Origin of the sequence: Alteromonas sp. H39 (genome assembly GCF_047556435.1) — a bacterium.
Taxonomy (GTDB): domain Bacteria; phylum Pseudomonadota; class Gammaproteobacteria; order Enterobacterales; family Alteromonadaceae; genus Alteromonas.
Window position 1 is genome coordinate 561,844 of sequence record NZ_CP180210.1, and the last position, 16,755, is coordinate 578,598.

The following is a 16,755-nucleotide window of genomic DNA, read 5'->3' on the forward strand; positions in this document are numbered from 1 at the left end:
AGCGCGCAATTCAGATTTCACATTGCTCTCCGGCTGGAAATGAACGGGCAAAACATTGCCCGTTCCACATCGGTAAGGTTACTGGAAATAATAGCTAAGCGAAACGCGATAGCTGGTGCCGTACGGGTCGTGGTTATAGGCATCGAACCCTCTGGCTGAACCATAGGCAGTTGGTGCATCGCGGTCAAACAGATTATCTACCGTAAAGCGGATATCTGCGTTTTCCAGATAGTAACCGGCGCTGAAAGTGACCGTGGTCCAACTGCTGATATCGCGCTCACCGTTGGCATCCAGCGCGCCGATAGCCTCAAGCTCATCGATTTCGCGGCCACGCAGACGCTCTGTCTCATCCATGTAGCTGTCGGTGAAATACACATACATACCGGCGTACCAGTCATCGGTCACCCAAAAAAGTTCGGCCGTGGCTACAGTTTCAGGATACCGGAAGGTGCCAGCGAGAGACTCGATTTCGTCAGAACCCGGTTTGTTGCGCTCATAGGTTAGATAATGCGTACCGGATAATCCCATTTCCAGCGTGCCGCCGGAAAGGGTAATGTCGTGCGCGACATTGAAGTCGACCCCTTCCAGCGTTTGCGTACCGGTGTTATCCAGCAGCAGTACATGGTCGCGATACAGCGGCAGTTCAGCATAACGGGGGTCGTCGAATGCTACCCAGGCATCGAGTATTTCAGAGAGGTTTGCACCGTCATCTTCAATGGCCAGCCCGTTGGTATCAGTCACCAGACACAAGTCTTCCTCATAAGAAATCCCCTGCTCACCGTCCGGGATTACGCCACAATGACGCAGCGAGGCGTTTCCGATGGCATTAGCCAGCACGCCAGTCATGTTGGTATCAACAATGTCTTCGTGATCAAACTGCCAGTAATCCAGAGTGACGTGAGTTTGTTCTGCCGGACTCCATGCCATACCCACACTGAAGGACTCTGATTCTTCCGCGCGCAATTGCGGGTTACCCAACTCCAACACGTTATTGCCGCGAATAGCGCCTTCCCCTTCGCAGTAAAGGTCGGCAACCTCGTCATTTGCCGAGCAGTCGAATGACGCGCGGGTGGTACGTAATTTTACCCCGGCTTGCGTCAGTGACGGTGCGCGGAACGCGGTTGACCATGAACCACGTAAAATGAGTGATTCCAGTGGACGGAAAGTCAAACCTACTTTGGGGTTAAAGGTACTGCCAAAGTCATCGTATTCATCAAAACGGCCAGCCAGGCTCAGGTCCAGTTTATCGGACACCGGTACCAGCAATTCCGCAAATACGCCCCACTGAGTGCGGTCTGCAGCAGACAAGCTTGAGCCAAACCCAAATACATCAACTAAATAGTTGTTTTCCGCACGGGCACGGGCATCAACCGATGGGGTATCGGTGATTTCCTCGCGACGGATTTCCGCGCCGGCGGCCAGATAGATATAATCGTTGCCCCATTCCATCAGCTCGCCATCGAATTTAAAGTCCCAGCCGTACACGGTACTTTCACCGTCACGGGTTGGCATCGCCTGTGTTCGGGCGAGGATATCCTGATTCGCCGCATCACCGGTAGCAAACGGGTTGTACATCGGTAGCAGATCGCCACTGGCGCAAGACAGGGAGTCAGCATCCGCGTCATAGCTGGCAATACTGCCATTACTACACAGTTCACCATGCACCGCTGCGGTGTACAGGTAGCGGTTGTATACACCGGCGCTGGCTACCTGCTCAGACTCAGAGCGGGACAGCGTGATACCGCTGGCCCAGTTCCATTGCTCCCAGGTGCCGCTGATTTCAGAAACCAGGCGCCAGGCTGTGGTATCAATGTCGATAGTGCGCGGATCGCTGAATCGTGCGTCGTAGCGGAATCCATCCAGTTCCTGTCCGGCCTGGGTATCAAACGGGTCGATGTACATTCTGTCTAGCAGAGCGTTGCGCACATCGTCACTAAATACATTGAGCGCGGACACTGGTGCCCAGGGGCCCTCGGTGTCATCCACCTGATTAATTGGCGCCGGGGTGGAGTAGGAGGTAGACGACGAGTGCGATACCAGCAGGTTCGTCTTCCAGGTCACATCGTCGAATTCGCGGGTAAAGGTCAGGCCACCGGAAAAGGTTTCCAGCGGTGTTTCCAGCCAGTCATCGCCATTGCCATAGTAAGCACAGATTTCTTCACCAAATTCGGTGGTGACGTAAGGTGTGGCACAGTTGGGTGCGCCAATTTCCAGGCCGTCAACTTCAGAGAAGTAATAGATATTCGGCGTATTCTTAGGCAAGTACGAATAGCTGCTGGTAAGAATAGGGTCGCGGGTCTGACTGAAGTCGGTGGCTTTTGCTTCTTTGCGATCGTAGTAGTCGGCAAAAATTGTCAGGTTGCCCTCTGCGACTTTCGTGCCCCACAATGCCTGCAGGTTAATCGCACCATGATCGTTACTGTTGGTTGTGTTCTCGTAACTGCCGTTTAATTCAAGGCCGTCAAAGTTATCTTTTAAAATGTAATTGATAACTCCCGCTACCGCATCGGCGCCGTAAATGGCTGACGCCCCGGTCGCAAGAATTTCTACGCGCTCAATAGCGGATGCCGGAATACTGTTGATGTCGACAAAATTTTCGGTACCGGCTGCAAACGAACTGGCTGCAATGCGCCGTCCATTTACCAGCGTGAGGGTGGCAGACGGGCCAATTCCACGCAATGACGCGGCAGCCTGACCGGCAGGCGTTGCCGTTGAGGTAGCGCCACTTTGGGTAGTGTCGAAGGTGCCCACCCCACCACGTGCCTGGCTAACCGTTTTCATCAGGTCAGACAGTGATGTTGCACCGCTTTTGGCGATATCCTCGGCACTGAGGATGGTAAGCGGCTGGGCTCCTTCCATATCAACACCGCGGATATTTGTGCCTGTCACCTGGATGCGTTCAACCACCTCTTCGGTGGATGAGTCAGTTGCCTCCTGAGCGAGCACAGAAGTAGAAAGCGTAGCTAGACTGCCTACAACGGCAGCGGTAAGTCTGGATAGTTTCATAATGATTCCCTCAACACGATGCCGGTCTTAACGCCGACGTGATCGCGAGACGGCCCTTGGGCCGGGTTAACAAAATTTTATTGGATTGGTGCTGCAGAGCGCGCAGCAAAAAACGTCCCGAAGAAAACGGGAGGTTCCGGGGCTATTCGTCGAACCACTCCGACAAATAGTAATTTTGGTAACGGTAGTTGCCGAGATTGGCAGCTTTTTTAATCATGAAACTGACTTTGCCTCTAAATGCAAAAATATGCATTTATTCAAATTTCAGACGCTCGCGAAAATGTGATCCCGCGTTGACTTAAATAATTTGTTAACACTAGTGTAACGGAAAGTCAATTCAATCTTGCTACAGGATCTCATGGTGCTTTCTCAGATATTCTCTCGTGCTAAAAAAGTAAACCAGACTAGACAGTCAACAAATGGAATATGCATAAAGTTCTTATTTATCATTGCTTTGTTTCCATTTTTTGCTGATGCTGAAGAAAAATATAATCTGGTACTAGCCGGTGGAGCGTTAAAAACCTGTTCCAGTTTCCTGCCTCATAACTGCAATAAAGACGTCTTTTTTTCTTCTGCCAAAAATCAGGATCTGTACGAAATAACGGCAGAAAGCCACGCCAGATTTCACAACGCGTTATCAGAATGGAAAAAAAATAGCGTAGTCATTTCGCGGCTTCATTCAGCTCTGGAACATATTTATGCAGAAGGTAAAGTGGCGGCAGTGTCAAAAAATGCCTTTTTTGATGCATTAAATGCGCAGGGGATCACTAACGATGAATTACGTCACCTGCCTGACTATGTTTACTTCGCGTTGCTGGATACACACGAAGTTAACCAGACCGATGAAAAGGGTGCGAGACTGACAGAAAAAGTCAGTATCGAAGGGACCACTAATCCTCATAGCCGGCGCATTTATGCGGCTTTTGTTGAGCAGGCTCGCTTGCGTGCCGATAGTGGCGTACCTACCATTTTGGTAGTAACCGCTTCAGCAAGAGATCCCTTCAGCGTTGCGGATTTTTATACCGGCATTTTTACCGATCTCGGGGCGGACACGCACTGGTTGCCGGTAAGCGCTGCCTTTCAGCATGCAGCATTTACGCTACCTCAGTCTGGTAATGGGTGCGACGCATTAGCAACTATCCGGAAGCGTTTTAATGTATTTGATCGCGAGCGACTATATCCGCAGCGTGCAAAGCAGCAGCAAACGTTATGTAAAAACCCGGATAGGCTGCTTGCTCTGTTAGATAAGGCGCACGGCATATTCTTTAACGGCGGCGATCAAAGCAAAACCCTGGCAGCGTTACTACGCCCGGATGGTTCATCATCTGTTTTGCTGGACCGCATATGTTCGCGGGTAGCAGAGGGAACGCTGGTTGTTGGGGGAACCAGTGCTGGAACAGCTTTTCAGGGAGGCGGAGTGAACGAGCATAAGCCTGTTCCGATGTTGACCAGTGGCGATCCGGAAAACGCGATGTCCAGAGGGATCTTTTACTTGGATGCTCCGTCCCAGCGATGTGAAGGGAAACGCTGTGAAAATGGTCTGAAACCCGGAGATATTACACTGAAATCTACAGGCGGGACGGGGCTGTTTTCCCACGGGATCATTGACACACATTTTTCTGAACGTGACCGCGAAACCCGGCTGGTTATGACCACGCTGCTTTCCGGGCAGTCTCTGGGCTTTGGCGTCGATGAAACTACAGCGCTGATGGTCGGCAAAAAAGACAGCGATACTGCGTTGTTTCGTGTGGTCGGAGAGCGCGGCGTATTTGTCGCCGACCTTACTGAACATGAATGGCTGGATCAGCAAACCAGAAAGGCATTCGTGAGACAGGTAGCCGGGCACGCCCACTATTGGGCAAGTGGCACGGTTGCGACGCTGCGAAACGGAGAGTGGCAGATAGCCCTGAGGGGCGAATCTTTGACAAAAGCGATACCAATAAAAAGTGATTATGAGGGTAAGTGGCGAAGTGAAGTAAGCTACAAATGCGGTAGCGATAATGTCATTAGCTGGACACAGTTTGGCAATCAGTATGTGTTGAAAGCCAGTGATCAAACACGGTTCAGTGCATCAGAAATGCATTGCAGTTACCAGCAGCTACCCTTTGTTATTCGCTACGAAGTGAATCGCAACTAGCATAGAAGCCTCAGAGGAGATAAAGGTTTTCTTGCTGCGCAGCTTATTGCTGTTCCGCGTAACCGGCGTGCAATCAGGCCCACATATGTCATCCCGGTGTGGGCTGCCGGTTAGCCTGACAACCGCTTAAAACCGTTACGGCCGTTGGTAGGAAACGAACCGCTGAGGCCGTTACGGGACACAGCAGAGAGCGTGCAACCGGATAACGCGCAACCAGAATTTGCGATGTCAATTCAGCTCGACCTGCACAAATCAACTTAGGCTAGTGTTCTTTCCCATAGAAAGCCTCTACTCGTAGGGCCAGGCCATAGGAAGGTTTGAAGTCTTCTTCGCGAAGCCACAATACAAACGGCTCGACTTCAAAATAAAGCCAGTCGCGTAACGGATTCGTGCGCCAGCGTACGCTGGTGTAAACTTCTTCTACCTGATAAGTGGGCTGACTCAGCCCCTCAACTAACACGCTGTAAACCAGCGCGTTATTCGTATTTATTGGCTGCAGCTGTTGCAACTCATGTCGCCACAACCAATCATTAGAGTCATCGCGAAAGTAGAATCGGTGATTGAAGCGCATTACATGATCGTGCGGGCTGATGTATTGAAATGACGTGCCTATCTCAGCACCTAGCCGGTCGCGGGTATAATAGTAAAGTTCCGCATCATAGCGCATCGCCCAGGCTTCATTAAATGCCACGACGTCTTCATACTGACTTTTTACATACAACTGATCGCGGCGTCCGGCACCGATGCGATGCGAGAAATGCGAGTCAACGTCTCGTTTAAAGCGCAACGAGAGGGTGGTGGAATCGCCCCCTCTGAATGCCGGCTCCCTGGCTGCCTTGATAGTATCTTCCTGCTGAAAGTCTTCGTTGTCGCTGAGTAGTAAATCTACCCGGTTTTCCAGCGAGGGAAGGGTAACCCGAATACGAAAGCGAAGATCGGTTTCTGCAAGATCACGGCTTCGCGGTTCCCAGCCAAAACGAATGCGTCCCTCGGCCTTGGCATCTTCGTACATCGTGCTGTCTTCCATGGCAAAGAAGCTGTCTAACTGTTTTACCGAGTAATCCATTGAGTCGGTGAGGTTATCCTGCCAGCGGTCCAGCCAGTGCTCACTAGTTACCGATGACGATGTGGGCGAGCGGTCAATAGCGGTTAACACAGGTGAACCGGCCTCTTCAGGAGAAGAGGTTGCAAGCCCAGCACAAAATACCAAATACAGACAGGACATCGTATTTCTTTACCATCCTTTTTAACGCGCTACAAAAGCGTTTTCCCTAACATATCACGTCGGCGAAAACCGTGATGTCATTAACAATATCATGCGTACCCGCGGTTGCCATCAAGAAAAATATGATGGCAAAACATCAACCAAGTGAATGTCTTCGCAATGAAACTGGGAGAATAAAAGTCTGATATATCAACGGTTACGTAAGTACTGCATCTGGTAACGGCGGAACAATTGGGTTGTATTCGAAATCAGATAGATAAAATGCCGAATCTTTTAAATATTGTCGTGAAAGCTGAGTCTGGCAGTGGCATACTGTTGCGACTGAAGTTAGGGAGGTTTTTTTATGGGCGGTATCAGCATTTGGCAGTTGCTCATTGTACTGGTTATCGTGGTATTGCTTTTTGGTACAAAGCGGCTGAAAGGCATTGGCTCGGATCTGGGTGGTGCGATAAAAGGATTTAAAAAAGCAGTAACGGAAGAAGAAAAAGACGCGGACTTTGATGAAAAAAAACAAGTCGAAGAAAAGCGGACTTCTGAAACCGTACACACTGATACCAAGAGCGAAGCAAAAGATAAGTCCTGATGTTTGACATTGGCTTTTGGGAACTGTTGGTCATTGGCGTATTAGCTTTGCTCATTCTTGGGCCAGAGCGGTTGCCCGGTGCCATGCGTTCTACCATTAAAATGGTGCGTAGTGTGCGCAATACTGCTTCTGGATTTAAGCAGGAAGTAGAGCACCAACTGCGGGTGCATGAATTGCACGAAAACCTGAAAAAGGCCGAACAGCAAGGATTGAAAGATCTTACCCCTGAACTGAAACAGAGCGTGGACGAGCTAAAAGACGCTGCGAAATCTGTTCAGCAACCTTACAAAAAAGAATAAATGTCTGATCCCAACAGTCTGATTTCTCATCTAATTGAGCTACGTTCACGCATTCTCAAAGCATTGATGAGCGTGCTGGTGGTGTTTTTGTGTCTGGCATATTTTGCTAATGACCTTTACCAGCTTCTTGCCATGCCGCTGCTGAAGTCGCTACCGGAAAACTCATCAATGATTGCCACCGATGTGGCGTCACCGTTTTTTGCACCGTTTAAATTAACCTTGGTGCTATCATTTTTTATCGCTATCCCGTTTGTCCTATACCAAATATGGGGGTTCATTGCGCCTGGCCTTTATCGTAACGAAAAAAAGCTGGTAGCACCGTTGCTGCTTTCCAGTACGTTGCTGTTTTATGCCGGCATGGCGTTCGCTTATTTCGTAGTGTTTCCTATAGCGTTTGCGTTTTTCAATAGCGTGGCACCGGAGGGCGTTACTGTCAGTACGGATATTTCCAGTTATTTGAATTTCGTATTGAAACTGTTTTTTGCTTTTGGGGTCTCATTTGAAATTCCCATTGCCATCATTTTGATGTGCTGGACGGGAGTAACGGATGCTAAGTCGTTACGGGAAAAGCGGCCCTATGTAGTAGTTGGTGCATTTGTAGTGGGGATGTTACTGACCCCGCCTGACGTTATTTCACAGACACTGTTGGCAATTCCAATGTGGCTGTTATTTGAAATCGGCATCATCGTCGGCAGCCTCTACGCGGGTAAGCGATGCCCGGACGACGATGAAGATGAAAGCGAAACACCCGGCTCTTCATCAGCCGAATAAAGATCAAGAAAGGATAATAAATGAAGTATAACGCCTTACTTTTTATCGCCGGAACGCTGTCACTGACAGCAAATTTAGCACAGGCAGAATCGATAGAAGATGCGCTGAACAAATGTAAGTCGGTAGATAACAGTCTTCAGCGCCTGGTGTGCTATGACCGTGTTGTAAAAGACATGGGGCAGTACAGCGGCTTAGAAGAGGCTATCAAGCGAGGGTACCCTGTGCCACCGGCCAACTCGCGTCCGCAAGCCGGAAACAACCCTCGTCCTGCGTTGCCGGAAGTCGCGCAGCAAAATGCCGCGCCAGAGCAGTCTGGCACTCGCTTTGGTCTGGAGCATACTGAGGCAAACGACTCTGGTGGCGATATGATGTATGCGTCGATTGTCAAAATTGACAGGTCACTTCGCGACAAGTATGTAGTTACGCTGGATAACGGCACAGTCTGGCGTCAGACAGACAGTGACACGCTGAAGTTGGAAGAGGGGCAGTCTATCAGTATTGAGCGGGGTTTGCTCGGGGCTTTCTATCTGTCGCGCAGCGATGTAAACCGCCAAATGAAGGTCAAACGAATCAAGTAGTATGAAATGGTTCGATGCGGGAGTAAATCTGTTAGATGACCGGCTTGATCCCGAAGCCGTTATTGCAGAAGCCGCCAGCGTCGGCGTCGATAAAATTTGCCTGATTACTACCCATCCTGATGAGTGGGAAAAAGCCGCATCGCTATATGCGGCTTTTCCCGAATCGCTCTGTTATACCGTCGGTGTCCATCCACATAATGCAAAAGTCGTTGAAGAAGCCCATTACGACCTGTTAAAAGCTCATGCCAGAGCACCTGGTGTGGTCGCTATCGGAGAATGCGGTCTCGATTTTAACCGTAACTTTTCACCCCAAGATACTCAAAAAACGGTCTTTATCCGCCAACTGGAAATCGCAGTAGAAATGGGTCTGCCGGTATACCTGCATGAACGCGATGCGTTTGATACGCAACAGGCATGCCTGACGCCGTTTCTACCCAGGCTCAAAGGTGGCATTGCGCATTGTTTTACCGGTGATCGCGCGACCATGCAGGCCTATGTGGAAATGGGCTTGTATATTGGCATCACAGGCTGGGTTTGTGACCCAAAACGTGGCGACGCGCTGCGTGAAGCTGTGCCTTCGCTGCCACTGGATCGTCTTGTGCTGGAAACCGACGCGCCTTATCTTTTCCCAAAAAACCTGCGTCCGCGAAAGCGACATAATTCGCCAGCCAGTATTCCGCACATTGGGCAGGTGGTAGCAGAATTACTCGAAAGTACACCTGCACAAATCAGTGTGAACAGTTATGCTAATAGCTGTCGTCTGTTTGGCCTTGGGTAACAGAATATAAATGCAGTTACGTACACACACGGTTCGTCGTTATGACCTCTGGTTGGTTGCTTCAACCTGTCTGGCGATCGCGTTTTTTCTCGTGGTGGCGTTTCGTCTGGTGCCAGTGTCAACGAGTGTCGAAAGAATAGGTAATCTGCAGTATGTGCAGGATACAGAACAGACACTCACATTTGAAAGCATCTTTGATGTGCCGCAAGGGCAGTGGCAAGCGGTGTCTAACCCGGTGAACCTGGGTATGAATCATGTACCATTCTGGTTTTCATTTACACTACCTCCTACTCCCGACAATCTTGGTGCTTTTCTTGTCGAGGTTCGCTACCCCTTGCTGGATAGCATAGAGGTGGCATTTTATACGCCAGAATCGACCGAGCCTTTAATGACCTATTCTGGCGGCGATGCGCAAAGTTTTTCATCGCGGCCGATCTCACATGAGTCCCTGCTTTTCCCTGTTCCGTCCAGTAATGAAGGGCTACTGGCAATAGTCAGAGTGAAAACGGGAGGGACCATACGTCTTCCCATCCGGTTATGGGAAGAAAAGGAGTTTGTCGAGCATACGTCGAAGCAGAACCTGTTTATGGGAATATTTTTCGGCTTTTTGCTGGCAATGGGGATAAGTAATCTCTTTTTGTTTCTGACAACCCGAAACCGCACTTTTTTAATGTACTCAGGCTATGTGTTCTCACTAACGCTGACGTTAGGCGCAATTCATGGCTTTGCTTACGCGCACATCTGGCCAAATCAGGTGTGGTTTCAGGGCCGGGCAGTCGCAATTTTTGCAAATGCTGCAATTATGTTTGCACTGATTTTTTCTCGCATGCTGCTGCAGGTATCAGAGCACAGTCGACGCGCAGACTATTTATTGAAAATCCTCAGCGCGTTATTTGCGATAAATATTCTGATAAGCCTGATACTGCCTTACGCTTACCTGATCCGGATTTTCCTGCTGCTTCTGAGTGCGGTGGTGCTTATTACGCTGGCGCTGGGAATATGGCTGGCACTCAAAGGCGTGGTTGTTGCGCGCTATTACTCGTTCGCCTGGGCATTTCTGCTGTTCAGTGGCTTTACTGCCAGTCTGGACAACCTCAACCTGCTGCCATTCGACATCCCGTCCAATTACCTGCTGATGCTGGGGGCCGCTGTGGAAACGCTTATCCTGGCGCTGGTACTGGCTATAAGTTACAGCCACAATCGCGAAGAAATGTTCGACGCGCAGGAAAAGGCGCTAGCGCAGGAGAAGTCTGCCCTTGCCGCGAAAGAAGATCTGATTGCAGTACAAGCCCGTTATCAGGAAGAGCTGGAATACAAAGTTGAAGAGCGAACGCTGGAGCTGGAGGTAGCGTTAAGAGAGTTATCAGACGCGAACCGTGAGCTTGAGACGCTCAATTCTATCGACTCGATGACGGGGATCCGTAATCGCCGCCACTTTGATAAGCGACTGATGGCGGAAGGGCGACGAAGTCGCCGTGAGCAAACGCCGTTAAGTCTGGCTATGCTTGACATTGACCACTTCAAACGTATCAATGATGAGTACGGGCACACTGCGGGTGACAGCTGTATCTGCCATGTTGCGAAGCAATTGCAGTCGTTGTTACGTCGACCCACCGACGATGTATGCCGTTATGGGGGGGAAGAATTTGCTATTATTTTGCCAAACACTGATCTTAGCGGTGCTGAACAAGTGGTAGAAAGCATGCGAAAGGCAATTGAATCTACGCCGGTGGAGGTTGACGGCGAGTCAATTTCTATGACGATAAGTGCCGGAGTTGCGACCACTGTGGTTGCGTACGAAGAGCACGAACTGGCATTATTAAAACACGCAGATAAACAGCTTTACGCCGCCAAAGAGGCTGGCAGAAACCAGATTAAAGCAGATAACCTCCCAGGATAGTTCATGACTGATTCACGATTCCCTGCCCGCCGGATGCGCCGGTTACGGGCACAGGATGCACTTCGCGATATGGTGCGCGAAAACCAGCTTACCGTAAAAGATCTTATTTACCCGGTGTTTGTTTTACCTGGCAGTGGCCAACGGGAGAGCGTGCCCTCTATGCCCGGTGTAGAGAGACTCTCTGTGGATGAGTTATTAAAAGACGCCGCTCATTGGGTCGGGTTGGGGATCCCTGCTTTAGCTTTGTTCCCGGTGACGCCAATGGATTTAAAAACAGAATGTGCTAAAGAAGCTTATAATCCTGATGGGCTGGCGCAAACCGCCATGCGCGAAATTAAAAAAGCTTTCCCGCAGTTGTTATTGATGTCTGATGTGGCGCTGGACCCCTTCACATCCCACGGTCAGGACGGCCTGGTGAACGACGACGGTTACGTAATGAATGATGAAACCGTTGAGGTTCTGGTCAAGCAGGCGCTGTCACATGCTGACGCGGGTGCCGATATTATCGCGCCGTCTGACATGATGGATGGTCGCATTGGCGCAATCCGCAATGCGCTTGAAGAGGCCGGACATATCAATACCACAATCATGGCGTATTCTGCAAAATACGCGTCGAGCTACTATGGCCCGTTCCGTGACGCCGTTGGCTCTGCTGCCAATATCAAAGGCGGCAACAAGAAAACCTACCAGATGGATCCGGCAAACAGCGATGAAGCCATTCATGAAATCAGACTGGATCTGGAAGAGGGCGCTGACATGGTGATGGTGAAGCCGGGTATGCCGTATCTGGATATCGTCCGGCGTTGCAAACAAGAACTGGAAGTGCCGACTTTCGCTTATCAGGTGAGCGGTGAGTACGCAATGCATCAGGCGGCATTCGCTAACGGTTGGCTTAACGAAGATGAGGTAGTGTTGGAATCATTACTGGCATTCAAGCGCGCCGGTGCTGATGGCATCCTGACGTACTTTGCTCCGAAAGCGGCTGAGTTGCTGACAAAATCATAGGCTACGAAAAAGCTGCAAGCGCCACTGACAATATTATATCTTCGTGATTGGCAGGCCCGCTAGCATGGTGCTTGCGGGCCTCAAAGCAGCCAGAGGTTAGTAAGCGCCGTCGCTGTATGTCAGTTCATAACTGTGGCTGTAAATCTCCAGAATGTTGCCAAATGGGTCTTCCATATAAATCATTCTGTAAGGCTTTTCTCCCGGATAGTAATACCTCGGCTTTGGCATTCGCTTCTTCCCACCAGCGGCAACGATTTTCTCAGCCAGCCCCTCTACATCCGGATCCTGAACACAAAAATGGAAAATACCGGTTTTCCAGTATTCAAAGTTGTTGTCAGGGTTTTCCTGGTTTTCAAATTCAAAAATCTCAACACCAATGCGGTCTCCTGTCGATAGGTGTGCAATTTTAAATGTGTTCCAACCGGCTCCGAAAACATCTGTACACATTTCGCCAATTGCACTGTCATCTTCTTCAATAACTGTGGGTTTCATAATGAGGTACCAACCCAGTACCTCGGTGTAGAATTTCACCGCTTTTTCAAGGTCGGGTACTGAAATTCCAATGTGTGAAAACGTACGTGGATACGGTGTGTTCATTGATTTGCTCCTGTTTACTGAATACCGCAACAGGGTAATAAATCATCTGTTATAATGTGAAATTATCAATTTTAATAACTGTGATGACAAAGTGTTATGGTTAACCTCAACTGGTTACGTACGTTCTGCTGTGTGGTTGAAACCCGCAACTTTACCCGCGCCTCGGAACGTCTTTTCATGACACAGTCGGGTGTCAGCCAGCATATTCGCAAACTGGAAGACGCCGTTAACATGACGCTAATTGATCGCAGCGATAATCAAATTACACTGACGCCAGCAGGTGAGCGAATGTTTCATGAGGCGCAGCCGATACTGGCTGCGATGGAACGGCTCAGCGATAGCGTTGCAGCGGAATCAGAATATGCAGGCACAGTGCGCATTATGTCTCCGGGCAGTGCAGGGCTGGTGCTGCATGACAGACTACTCAGTTTGCAGCAACAGCATTCCGGACTCATAATAAATTTACGATTTGCGCCCAACAGCGATATTGAGCATGCGATAACTGGGCGCGATACTGACATTGGGTTGATGACCCGCTTACCAGAAGACCCGCGATGTGCCTTTCGTCAAATTTCTCAAGAGGCGCTATTGTTAGTCACACCTGTAAACGCCAAAGTGGATGACATCAACAGCTTGAATGCGCTGGGCTTTATCGATCATCCGGATGGTGCACATCATGCGAACTTGCTTCTCAGCTCGAACTTTACCGATTATCACCAACACAGCCAGCTAACCCGCAGCGGCTATTGCAATCAGATCAGCCTTATTCTGGAGCCGGTAAGTCGAGGGCTAGGGTATACTATTCTTCCGGAGAATGCCGTTTATGCATTCCAGTGGCAGGATAAAATCGAGGTGCAGCCGTTAACCTACCCTGTGTCTGAACCACTTTATCTGGTATGGAGACAACATCAATATCATGCCCGGGCCGTGGCTAACGTAATGGAAAAAATCGAGAATTGGCTGAGGCTATGACGACGGGACAAGTAGCTACTTGCAGCTAAGCTCCCAACCCGCGCGGTGCTGTAGCCAGACTTCATTTGCCATTTCCGCGTTAATTAACGGGTGCGATTTAAGCCATCCATCCGGAAACTCCAATGTCCAGTGAGAACCTGACACAGTTAACCTGACTTCCGGGATATGCTTGTTCTGGCGTCGTAAGCACAGTACAACGGCGATGCGCAGAATGCGTAGCAGGCCTTCTAGCATGGGTTTTACGTCGTCGTGGTAGTGAACAAACACGTCGCCTGCAAATTTCGTTCGATGGTGAGCTACCAGGTCACGAATTGCCGCACGCTGTAGCCGTGTAAAACCCGGCAGGTCGATATGAGTGAGAATATATGTACCATGTTCATGGTACTTCTTATATTCAATATGCAGGCCGATTTCGTGCAGCGTGGCTGCAGCGCCAAGCACCGCCTCAGTATCCAGGTGGCAAATATTCTGTTGTGAACATAACTGATGGCATAAATTTACGGCCAGACCCCTTACGGCGTCGGCATGAGATTTATCGATATGATACCGGGCGATGGCCTGATTCAGTGTTTGTGCCCGGCGATCGTTTTCCTGAATATTATCCAGCATGCCGTATATCAGGCCTTCCCGCAGGGCACCGCCAGAGATATTCATCTCTTTGATGTTCAGCTTTTCAAATAAGCTAATGAGAATGGCCAAACCGCTCGGAAATATCGCTTTGCGGTTGTCTTCCAGCCCGATGATATTCAGTGCATCAATATTGCCACATTCAACACATTGCTTCTCCAGATTACTAAGATAATCCAGACGGATAGCATCGCTGATCCCCTGTGCTACCAGAATTTCTGTGATGGCCTGAGGGGTTCCCGATGCACCAAGGCAATTGTGCCAGTCGAAGCACAGGAAGGTATCGGCGACATCATCTAACAACGCATGCGCGGCGAGCTTTGCGGCATTAAAGTTTTCTAGTGTAATGATGCCGCCCGGGAAATACCTTTCCATAAAGGTTACGCAGCCCATATCCAGACTTTTCAGGTGGATGGGCTGCATGTCGTTACCAATGATGATTTCGGTACTGGCGCCGCCAATATCTATAACCAGCGTGTTGCCCTGATTGGCAGAAGTGTACGCCACGCCTAAGTAGATTTGCCTGGCTTCTTCCTCACCACTAATCACATCCAGCTTGTGCTTGAGGATTTCTTCCGCCCGTTTAATGAACACATGGGCGTTGGTTGCAAGACGCAGGGTAGCCGTGGCAACCACTTTGATATTAGAAGGAGGAATATCTTGAAGGCGTTCAGAGAAGGTTTGTAGGCATTGCCAGCCGCGTTCCATGCTGACTTCGTCCAGGGCCATGTCTTCATCAAGGCCAGCGGCAAGCCGAACTTTTTGTTTTACCTTGCCGATGATTTGCACGCTGCCATTTACAACATGCACCACGACCATATGAAAACTGTTAGAGCCTAAGTCTACTGCGGCGTAGTACTCGCCGTAGGTCTGGGTGTCATGTTGTAATTCTGGCTGCATAGACGTACTAGCTGTTACGGTTATTGGGCTTGCCTCTGCCACGACCACGGCGTTGCGTGTTGCGATTGTTCGGTGTACGGCGACGACGCTGTCTTGGCGGTTTCACATCATCCAGTAATGCCGATTTATCATAATCGGTTACCGGAATAGGGTGTTGAATATATTTTTCGATGTCCGGCAGATTCAGTGCATACTTCTCGCAGGCAAAGCTGATGGCATGTCCGCTTTGTCCGGCACGGCCAGTCCGGCCAATGCGGTGAACGTAGTCTTCCGCGTCATCCGGCAGGTCGAAGTTGAACACATGGGTAACCAAATCGATATGCAGTCCGCGGGCTGCAACGTCAGTGGCAACCAGCACATCCAGATTCCCTTTGGTGAAATCTTCTAATATACCCAGACGTTTTTTCTGTGGTACATCACCGCTAAGCATACCTACACGGTGGCCATCCGCGGCCAGCCAGTCGGTAACGCGCTCGCAGCCCGACTTGGTATTAGCAAAAACAATGGCTTTATCTGGCCATTCTTCTTCCAGCAACGTCAGCAACAGTAACATTTTGTCGTCATCTGACGGATAGAACAGTTCTTCTTTTACGCGGCTGGCGGTTTTTTGCTGAGGTTCTACCTGCACATGGGTCGGATTGTTCATGTGCTCATAGGCCAGTTCCTGTACGCGGTAACTAAGCGTAGCAGAAAACAGCATACTCAGACGCTGCTCAGCAGGCGGCATACGGCGGAAAAGGTAACGAATATCTTTAATGAAGCCCAGGTCAAACATACGGTCGGCTTCATCTAACACAGCTACCTGAATGTTATTGAGCGTGAATACGTTCTGTTTGTAGTAGTCCAGGATGCGGCCTGTCGTACCGATAATAATATCCACCCCTTGTTCGAGCACTTCCCGTTGACTTTGGTAGCCTTCGCCCCCATAAATCAACCCAAGCGATATGCCGGTGTGCTTACTAAGTAGCTCTGCGTCATTGTAAATCTGCACCGCAAGTTCGCGGGTAGGTGCCATAATAATGGCACGTGGTCCTTTCGATTTGCTGGTTTCGTCATTATCTGCTTTGCTAAGCAGGTAATGAAATGTAGCAACCAGGAATGCGATGGTTTTGCCGGTCCCGGTTTGTGCCTGGCCCGCAATATCAAGGCCATCCAGCAACGGGGGCAGAGACAACGCCTGAATAGGTGTACAATGAGAGAAATTCGCCGCCTTCAGGGCATCAATGACCTTAGGGTTAATCGGCAAATCAGAAAAGTGAGTATCAGTTAAATGAGTTGTTTGCATAGCTTATAGCTTATCAGTGCTTGCATTAAAAAACAGTTTCTATATAACACTTATGGTAGAGCTGAGACAAATCAGCGACAGACCAATCATGG

General features: G+C 49.7%; 14 protein-coding genes. 9 read left to right on the forward strand and 5 right to left on the reverse strand.

All coding sequences use genetic code 11. The annotated features are described in order from the left end of the window. Positions 1 to 78: 78 nt before the first annotated feature. Positions 79 to 3,006 carry a TonB-dependent receptor domain-containing protein gene (locus tag ACLBLI_RS02340; protein ID WP_414829568.1) on the reverse strand — a complete coding sequence of 976 codons (2,928 nt, stop codon included), beginning with the start codon at positions 3,004 to 3,006 and terminating at the stop codon, positions 79 to 81. Positions 3,007 to 3,460: 454 nt separating this feature from the next. Here ACLBLI_RS02340 and ACLBLI_RS02345 point away from each other — a divergent pair, with 454 nt between their 5' ends. Next, positions 3,461 to 5,143 carry a cyanophycinase gene (locus ACLBLI_RS02345; RefSeq protein WP_414829569.1) on the forward strand — a complete coding sequence of 561 codons (1,683 nt, stop codon included), beginning with the start codon at positions 3,461 to 3,463 and terminating at the stop codon, positions 5,141 to 5,143. 262 nt (positions 5,144 to 5,405) lie between these two features. Here ACLBLI_RS02345 and ACLBLI_RS02350 read toward each other — a convergent pair whose 3' ends face one another. Next, entirely contained in the window at positions 5,406 to 6,368 is a 963-nt protein-coding gene (locus tag ACLBLI_RS02350) for a hypothetical protein (RefSeq protein WP_414829570.1), read from the reverse strand. A gap of 343 nt (positions 6,369 to 6,711) precedes the next feature. On the opposite strand from ACLBLI_RS02350, the gene tatA reads away from it, so the two are divergent. Genes tatA through hemB form a run of 7 tightly spaced genes read left to right on the forward strand, consistent with a single transcriptional unit; the run spans position 6,712 to position 12,282 of the window. Further along, positions 6,712 to 6,951, forward strand: a complete 240-nt coding sequence (tatA, locus tag ACLBLI_RS02355) for a Sec-independent protein translocase subunit TatA (RefSeq protein ID WP_414829571.1) — start codon at positions 6,712 to 6,714, stop codon at positions 6,949 to 6,951. Beyond that, positions 6,951 to 7,250 carry a Sec-independent protein translocase protein TatB gene (gene tatB / locus ACLBLI_RS02360; RefSeq protein WP_218311748.1) on the forward strand — a complete coding sequence of 100 codons (300 nt, stop codon included), beginning with the start codon at positions 6,951 to 6,953 and terminating at the stop codon, positions 7,248 to 7,250. The genes tatA and tatB overlap by 1 nt, the downstream gene beginning before the upstream one ends. Beyond that, positions 7,251 to 8,021 carry a twin-arginine translocase subunit TatC gene (tatC, locus tag ACLBLI_RS02365; protein WP_414829572.1) on the forward strand — a complete coding sequence of 257 codons (771 nt, stop codon included), beginning with the start codon at positions 7,251 to 7,253 and terminating at the stop codon, positions 8,019 to 8,021. It abuts the gene before it with no gap. A 20-nt stretch (positions 8,022 to 8,041) separates the two neighbouring features. Next, positions 8,042 to 8,599: a hypothetical protein gene (locus ACLBLI_RS02370; protein ID WP_414829573.1), complete on the forward strand. Its 558-nt coding sequence runs from the start codon at positions 8,042 to 8,044 to the stop codon at positions 8,597 to 8,599. Between the two features lies 1 nt (position 8,600). Then, positions 8,601 to 9,377, forward strand: a complete 777-nt coding sequence (locus ACLBLI_RS02375) for a TatD family hydrolase (RefSeq protein ID WP_414829574.1) — start codon at positions 8,601 to 8,603, stop codon at positions 9,375 to 9,377. Between the two features lie 10 nt (positions 9,378 to 9,387). Continuing rightward, on the forward strand, positions 9,388 to 11,277 hold the full coding sequence (locus tag ACLBLI_RS02380; protein WP_414829575.1) for a diguanylate cyclase: 1,890 nt from the start codon (positions 9,388 to 9,390) through the stop codon (positions 11,275 to 11,277). A gap of 3 nt (positions 11,278 to 11,280) precedes the next feature. Next, on the forward strand, positions 11,281 to 12,282 hold the full coding sequence (gene hemB, locus ACLBLI_RS02385; RefSeq protein WP_414829576.1) for a porphobilinogen synthase: 1,002 nt from the start codon (positions 11,281 to 11,283) through the stop codon (positions 12,280 to 12,282). Between the two features lie 96 nt (positions 12,283 to 12,378). Here the strand turns inward: hemB and ACLBLI_RS02390 are convergent, their stop codons facing one another. Continuing rightward, the gene (locus tag ACLBLI_RS02390; protein ID WP_414829577.1) at positions 12,379 to 12,879 is read right to left on the reverse strand and encodes a lactoylglutathione lyase family protein; all 501 of its coding nucleotides are present in this window, start codon (positions 12,877 to 12,879) and stop codon (positions 12,379 to 12,381) included. A 96-nt stretch (positions 12,880 to 12,975) separates the two neighbouring features. On the opposite strand from ACLBLI_RS02390, the gene ACLBLI_RS02395 reads away from it, so the two are divergent. Then, positions 12,976 to 13,851 carry a LysR family transcriptional regulator gene (locus tag ACLBLI_RS02395; protein WP_414829578.1) on the forward strand — a complete coding sequence of 292 codons (876 nt, stop codon included), beginning with the start codon at positions 12,976 to 12,978 and terminating at the stop codon, positions 13,849 to 13,851. 15 nt (positions 13,852 to 13,866) lie between these two features. Here ACLBLI_RS02395 and ACLBLI_RS02400 read toward each other — a convergent pair whose 3' ends face one another. Together ACLBLI_RS02400 and rhlB are read right to left on the reverse strand one after the other, a co-directional pair. Further along, on the reverse strand, positions 13,867 to 15,378 hold the full coding sequence (locus ACLBLI_RS02400) for a guanosine-5'-triphosphate,3'-diphosphate pyrophosphatase (protein WP_414829579.1): 1,512 nt from the start codon (positions 15,376 to 15,378) through the stop codon (positions 13,867 to 13,869). A gap of 7 nt (positions 15,379 to 15,385) precedes the next feature. After that, complete coding sequence (rhlB, locus tag ACLBLI_RS02405) at positions 15,386 to 16,663, reverse strand: ATP-dependent RNA helicase RhlB (RefSeq protein WP_414829580.1); 1,278 nt, start codon at positions 16,661 to 16,663, stop codon at positions 15,386 to 15,388. Positions 16,664 to 16,755: the final 92 nt, after the last annotated feature.